Source organism: Geodermatophilus sp. SYSU D00703, from assembly GCF_054050155.1.
Genome location: NZ_JBJGYU010000008.1, coordinates 150,191 through 156,576, shown reverse-complemented (window position 1 = coordinate 156,576; position 6,386 = coordinate 150,191). Strand labels below are relative to the sequence as shown.

Sequence of the window (6,386 nt, the reverse complement as noted above, 5' to 3'; positions counted from 1 at the left end):
CCCCCCCCCCCCCCCCCCCCCCCCCCCCCCGCCGCCCCCCCCCCCCCCCCCCCCCGCCCCCCCCCCCCCCCCCCCCCCCCCCCCGAGACTCTCCCGGCCACCTGCCGGCCCCGACCCGGTGAGCGGATCTCCCCATGGGAACCCGGCCTCTACCGTCACGTGACGGAAGGTGGCTGCCTACCCGTCCGCGATCCGGCGCATCGTCTCGACGGTCTGCAGCCGGCCCTCGGGGGTGCCGTCGAGCGGCTGCAGCATCAGCGTCGTCACGCCGGCCTCGCGGAATGCGGCGACCCGCTCGGCGACGTACGACTCCGGCCCGATGAGCGACGTCGCCCGCACCAGCTCGTCGGGCACCGCCGCGGCCGCCTCGTCCTTCCGGCCGTCGAGGTAGAGGTCCTGGATGGTGCGGGCCTCGTCCTCGTAGCCGTAGCGTCGGGCGAGGTCGTTGTAGAAGTTCTTGCCGCGTGCGCCCATGCCGCCGATGTAGAGGGCCAGCTGCGGGCGGACGGCGTCGAGGAGGCCCTCGACGTCCTCCCCGACGGCGACCGGGACGCCGGTCATGACCTGCAGGTCGCCGAGCGCCGGGTCGCGCTTGGCCCGGCCCGCGGCCAGGGACTCGCCCCACACCGACGCCGCCTTCTCGGGGACGAAGAAGATCGGCTCCCAGGCCTCGGCGATCTCCGCGGCGAGCTCGACGTTCTTCGGGCCGAGGGCGGCCAGCAGTACCGGGATCCGCTCGCGCACCGGCGTGTTGATCAGCTTGAGCGGCTTGCCCAGGCCGGTGCCCCGCTCGGCCGGGAGCGGGACGGTGTACTTCGGCCCGTCGTGGACCAGCCGCTCACGGCGCCACACCTGCCGGCAGATCTCGACGATCTCGCGGGTGCGCTGCAGCGGGGCGTCGTAGGGGACCCCGTGCCAGCCCTCGATCACCTGCGGGCCGGAGGCGCCCAGGCCCAGGGTGAACCGTCCGTCGGACACGAAGTCCAGGCCGGCGGCGGTCATCGCGGTCAGGGCCGGGGTCCGGCTGTAGATCGGGAAGATGCCGCTCATCAGCTCGACCCGCTCGGTCACCGCGGCCAGGTAGCCGAGCTGGCTCACCGCGTCGAAGGTGTAGACCTCCGCCACCATCGCGAGGTCGAGCCCGGCGGACTCGAGGTCGCGGATCTCCGCGGCGGTCTCGCGGAAGCCGCCGCTGTAGCTGGCCTGGATGCCGATGCGCACGTCCACTCCTCAGGTCGGCGGCACCGTCGTCGGTGCCGCACTGCGACCGTATCGACAGGTGACGTGCGCCCGACCCGGGCTCAGAGGGCCCGAACCACCCCGACGACCTCGGTGACGACGCGGACGCCGTCCACCACGCCGGGGACACGGCTGGCCGCGTGCGCGTCGGCCAGGTCCACCTTGACCACGTAACCGCTCTCGCCCCGGGCGACGCCCACGCCGACGACGTCGGGGTCGGCGCCCAGCCGCGCTCTGAGGGCGCTCTTGGCGGCTCGGGCGGAGGCGCGGTCGGTCATGGCACCCATGGTGCCCCCGATCAGTCCGGCGCGACAGTAGGAGGACTCGTCCTCCTCACCCCTCGCAGTCTCGCGACGGGGGCACGGGCCGGGCGTCCTCCTTTCAGCCGGCGACCCACTCGAGGTCGAGCAGCTCCAGCACGCTGGCCATGGGGTTGGCGAAGGTGACCCCGCCGCCGTTGCGCCCGCCGGTCTCGCTGCCGGCGAACAGCAGGCCCAGCGGTGCCCGGTCCGAGCTCCGCCAGATGACCGAGCCGCTGTCGCCGCCCGCGCTGAAGTCCCCGCTGAGCCCCTCCATCTCCACCTGGTCGTCGAAGGTGTGGACGGCGTCGTCGTACTGGACAGTCACCCCGTCGACCTCCACGGCGGTGATCCGGCCGAGCGTGTGCCCGGTGGTGCGGCCGACCTTCTCCACCCGCTCGTCGGGGTCGACGTCGTCCACGTCCGGTGCCTCGTCGCCGAGTGGGCCGCCCGGGAGGCGACCCGGCTCGGCCGGCACCTCCGGGTCGAGGACGGCGGCGGCGGCGTCGACCAGGTTGGTCCCGCCGTCGCCCCGGAACCGGACGAACGCCGCGAGGGTGCCCACGCGGTCGGTGGCGAGCGCGCCGCCGTCGGCGGGGCCCGGCTGCAGCACCGGGTCGCCGAGCGAGGCGGAGTCGCTCGCGGCCAGCACGTGGTTGTTGGACAGCAGCGCCAGCCGACCGTCCACCCGCACGAACCCGCCGAGCGTCCCGGCCGTGACCGCGACGTGGCCCACCGACAGGCCGGGGTAGAGGGGGCGGGTCCGGCGCTGCAGCTGGTCCGGGGTGGGGGAGGACAGCGCCCGGACCGGCCCGATCACCCGCACGTCGATCTCCTCGAGCACGGCGTCGTCCAGGCCGGCCAGGAGGACGTCGGCGTCGTCCTTCACCGCCAGCCGGATGGCCAGGTGGGCCTGCCCCGGACCGATGGGGGCCAGGCCCAGGGCCGGTCGGGCCCAGCCGCGGTCGCCACGGGCGTCCAGGGCGGTGACCCGCTCCCCGGTCTCGGCCAGCCGCGCGGCCAGATGGGTCTTCAGCTCGCGGGCCAGGTCGACGTGCACGGCATCCTCCGGTGGCGGTCGGTGGGCGTCCTGACACCGACCGTAGGGCTGGGGTACGACAGCCGCGCAGGCGCCCTCCCGACCGCCCGAGGCCCCGGGGTGTCGCGGGCCGCTCGGTCCGCCGGGCGCCATGGAGCCGGTACAGTCGCCCGCACCGCCGGGCCCCTGCCCGGTCCGCCACGTCCGGGAACACCCCGGCCGGAGGAGGCGTTGACCGCGGCGTACGGGTCCGACGGGTGGGCTGACCACTGCCTGTCGACATGTGGCGGACCCGGCTTTGACCGGGTTCTGGCACGCGGGTATCGTGGTCAGCCGTGCCCAGGGTGCCCTGGGCCTGCTCCCGTTCGCGGTGCGCCTGCCGACCAGGTGGTGGCGCCGAGTCGCGGGGGGCGACCGATCCGGTTGACATCGCCGGCCGGTCCCGGGGAAGGCGACACGCCCGACCGCGGGGACCGGAGGTGGGTCACGGCCCGGGCCGGGTACGACCCCAGCAGGACCGGCACCCCGAGCACGACAGACCAGAGCACCATCCACAGCACGACCCAGCGCAGGTAGGAGATCCAGGCCACCCATGCCCACGATCAACCAGCTGGTCCGCAAGGGCCGCGAGGACAAGGTCGAGAAGACCAAGACCCCGGCGCTGAAGGGCTCCCCTCAGCGTCGTGGTGTGTGCACGCGCGTCTACACGACGACGCCGAAGAAGCCGAACTCGGCGCTGCGCAAGGTCGCTCGTGTCCGCCTCACCAGTGGCATCGAGGTGACCGCCTACATCCCGGGCGTCGGTCACAACCTGCAGGAGCACTCGATGGTGCTCGTGCGCGGCGGCCGCGTGAAGGACCTGCCCGGCGTGCGCTACAAGATCATCCGCGGGTCGCTCGACACCCAGGGTGTCCGCAACCGCAAGCAGGCTCGCAGCCGGTACGGCGCGAAGAAGGAGAAGAGCTGACATGCCGCGCAAGGGCCCCGCGCCGCGCCGGCCGCTGGTCGCCGACCCGGTGTACCAGTCGCCTCTGGTGACCCAGCTGATCAACAAGGTGCTCGTCGACGGCAAGCGCTCGGTCGCCGAGTCGATCGTCTACGGCGCCCTCGAGGGCTGCCGCACCAAGACCGACACCGACCCGGTGGTCACCCTCAAGCGCGCGCTGGACAACGTCAAGCCCGCCCTCGAGGTCCGCAGCCGCCGCGTCGGTGGTGCGACCTACCAGGTCCCGGTCGAGGTCCGCGCCTCACGGAGCACCACGCTGGGCCTGCGCTGGCTGATCCAGTACAGCCGGGCGCGCCGGGAGAAGACGATGACCGAGCGCCTGATGAACGAGCTGCTCGACGCGAGCAACGGCCTCGGTGCCGCGGTGAAGCGCCGCGAGGACACCCACAAGATGGCCGAGTCGAACAAGGCCTTCGCGCACTACCGCTGGTAAGTGCCATCCCGGCTGGCTCCGCCAGCCCCCGCGGCCGGCGGGTGGTCCGGGCCACCCCGCAGACCACCTGCACGCGCACTGCGAACCAAAGAGGAGAGACGAATGGCCGACACCAAGGCCACCCTCGCCAAGACCCGCAACATCGGGATCATGGCGCACATCGACGCCGGCAAGACCACGACGACCGAGCGCATCCTCTTCTACACCGGTATCAACTACAAGATCGGTGAGGTCCACGACGGCGCGGCCACGATGGACTGGATGGAGCAGGAGCAGGAGCGCGGCATCACCATCACGTCCGCCGCGACGAAGTGCTCCTGGAACGGCCACGACATCAACATCATCGACACCCCCGGGCACGTCGACTTCACGGTCGAGGTGGAGCGGTCGCTGCGGGTGCTCGACGGTGCCGTCGCGGTCTACGACGGTGTCGCCGGGGTGGAGCCGCAGACCGAGCAGGTCTGGCGGCAGGCGGAGAAGTACGGCGTCCCGCGCATGTGCTTCGTCAACAAGCTCGACCGCACCGGCGCGAACTTCTTCCGCTGCGTCGACATGATGGTCGAGCGCCTGGGTGCCAACCCCGCGGTGCTGCAGCTGCCGATCGGCGCCGAGGCCGACTTCATCGGCGTCGTCGACCTGGTCGGGATGCGCGCGCTGACCTGGCGTGGCGAGACCCAGATGGGCGAGGACTACTCGGTCGAGGAGATCCCGGCCGAGCTCGCCGACCAGGCCGCCGAGTACCGCGAGAAGCTGCTCGAGACGATCGCCGAGACCGACGACGACCTCATGGAGGCCTACCTCGGCGGCGAGGAGATCTCCGTCGAGCAGCTGAAGGCGGCCATCCGCAAGGCCACCATCTCCGCGCAGGTCAACCCGGTCCTGACCGGCACGGCGTTCAAGAACAAGGGCGTGCAGCCCCTCCTCGACGCCGTCATCGACTACCTGCCCAGCCCGCTGGACATCGAGGCGATCGTCGGCACCGCGCTCGACGGCGAGACCGAGGTCATCCGGCACGCCGACGAGGAGGAGCCGTTCTCCGCGCTGGCCTTCAAGATCCAGACCGACCAGCACCTCGGCAAGCTGACCTACGTCCGGGTCTACTCGGGCAAGGTCTCCTCCGGGTCCCCGGTGCTCAACAGCACCAAGGACCGCAAGGAGCGGATCGGCAAGATCTACCAGATGCACGCCAACAAGCGCGAGGAGCGCGAGGGCGTGGGCGCCGGCCAGATCGTCGCCGTCGTGGGCCTGAAGCAGACCACCACCGGTGACACCCTCTGCGACCCGCAGAAGCCGGTGATCCTGGAGTCGATGACCTTCCCGGCCCCGGTCATCTCGGTCGCCATCGAGCCGAAGACCAAGAGCGACCAGGAGAAGCTCGGCACCGCCATCCAGAAGCTCGCCGAGGAGGACCCGACCTTCCAGGTCCGCCTCGACGAGGAGACCGGTCAGACGGTCATCTCCGGCATGGGCGAGCTGCACCTGGAGATCCTCGTCGACCGCATGCGGCGCGAGTTCAAGGTCGAGGCCAACGTGGGCAAGCCCCAGGTGGCCTACCGCGAGACGATCCGCAAGGCCGTCGAGAAGGTCGACTACACCCACAAGAAGCAGACGGGTGGGTCCGGCCAGTTCGCGAAGGTCCAGGTGACCCTGGAGCCGCTGGAGATCAGCGGCGACTCCGCCACCTACGAGTTCGTCAACGCCGTCACCGGTGGTCGCATCCCGAAGGAGTACATCCCCTCGGTCGACCAGGGCATGCAGGACGCCATGCAGTACGGCATACTCGCCGGCTACCCGGTCGTGGGCGTCAAGGCGACCCTCATCGACGGGCAGTACCACGAGGTCGACTCCTCGGAGATGGCCTTCAAGATCGCCGGCTCGATGGTCTTCAAGGAGGCCGCACGCAAGGCCAGCCCGGCCCTGCTCGAGCCGATGATGGCCGTCGAGGTCGTCACGCCCGAGGACTACATGGGTGACGTCATCGGCGACCTGAACTCCCGGCGCGGGATGATCCAGGCGATGGAGGAGCGCTCCGGCGCCCGCGTCGTCCGGGCCCTGGTCCCGCTCTCGGAGATGTTCGGCTACGTGGGCGACCTGCGCAGCCGCACCCAGGGGCGGGCGAGCTACACCATGGTGTTCGACTCGTACGCCGAGGTCCCGGCCAACGTCGCCAAGGAGATCATCGCGAAGGCGACGGGAGAGTGAGCACCGTAGGGCCGTCCACGGCCCGCGGCGCGGAACGAACCCGGCGCCGAGCCATGGACATCGCCGAGGCGACCGGCGAGTGACCTGCCGGACGGGGGTAGCCCCCCGTCCGGGCCCCAGCAAGCCCACCCCAGAGTTCGCGCACGACGCGAGACCACGAGGAGAGGA

General features: G+C 71.7%; 6 protein-coding genes. 3 read left to right on the top strand and 3 right to left on the bottom strand.

Translation table 11 applies throughout. The features are described 5' to 3' along the window. Positions 1-177 precede the first annotated feature (177 nt). The 3 genes from ACI782_RS11250 to ACI782_RS11240 form a co-directional block, all read right to left on the bottom strand. Complete coding sequence (locus ACI782_RS11250) at positions 178-1,221, bottom strand: LLM class F420-dependent oxidoreductase (protein WP_456909107.1); 1,044 nt, start codon at positions 1,219-1,221, stop codon at positions 178-180. 80 nt (positions 1,222-1,301) lie between these two features. Further along, positions 1,302-1,517 (bottom strand): hypothetical protein, encoded by a 216-nt coding sequence (locus ACI782_RS11245; protein ID WP_456909105.1) that lies wholly within the window; start codon positions 1,515-1,517, stop codon positions 1,302-1,304. A 103-nt stretch (positions 1,518-1,620) separates the two neighbouring features. Continuing rightward, positions 1,621-2,598, bottom strand: a complete 978-nt coding sequence (locus tag ACI782_RS11240) for a hypothetical protein (RefSeq protein ID WP_456909103.1) — start codon at positions 2,596-2,598, stop codon at positions 1,621-1,623. Between the two features lie 571 nt (positions 2,599-3,169). Between ACI782_RS11240 and rpsL the strand changes: the two genes are divergently transcribed. The 3 genes from rpsL to fusA all read left to right on the top strand — a co-directional run bounded on the left by rpsL (position 3,170) and on the right by fusA (position 6,218). After that, positions 3,170-3,544 (top strand): 30S ribosomal protein S12, encoded by a 375-nt coding sequence (rpsL, locus tag ACI782_RS11235; protein WP_012950487.1) that lies wholly within the window; start codon positions 3,170-3,172, stop codon positions 3,542-3,544. 1 nt (position 3,545) lies between these two features. Then, positions 3,546-4,016 carry a 30S ribosomal protein S7 gene (rpsG, locus tag ACI782_RS11230; RefSeq protein ID WP_456909101.1) on the top strand — a complete coding sequence of 157 codons (471 nt, stop codon included), beginning with the start codon at positions 3,546-3,548 and terminating at the stop codon, positions 4,014-4,016. Positions 4,017-4,118: 102 nt separating this feature from the next. Continuing rightward, the gene (gene fusA, locus ACI782_RS11225; protein WP_456909099.1) at positions 4,119-6,218 is read left to right on the top strand and encodes an elongation factor G; all 2,100 of its coding nucleotides are present in this window, start codon (positions 4,119-4,121) and stop codon (positions 6,216-6,218) included. The last annotated feature ends 168 nt before the right edge of the window (positions 6,219-6,386 follow it).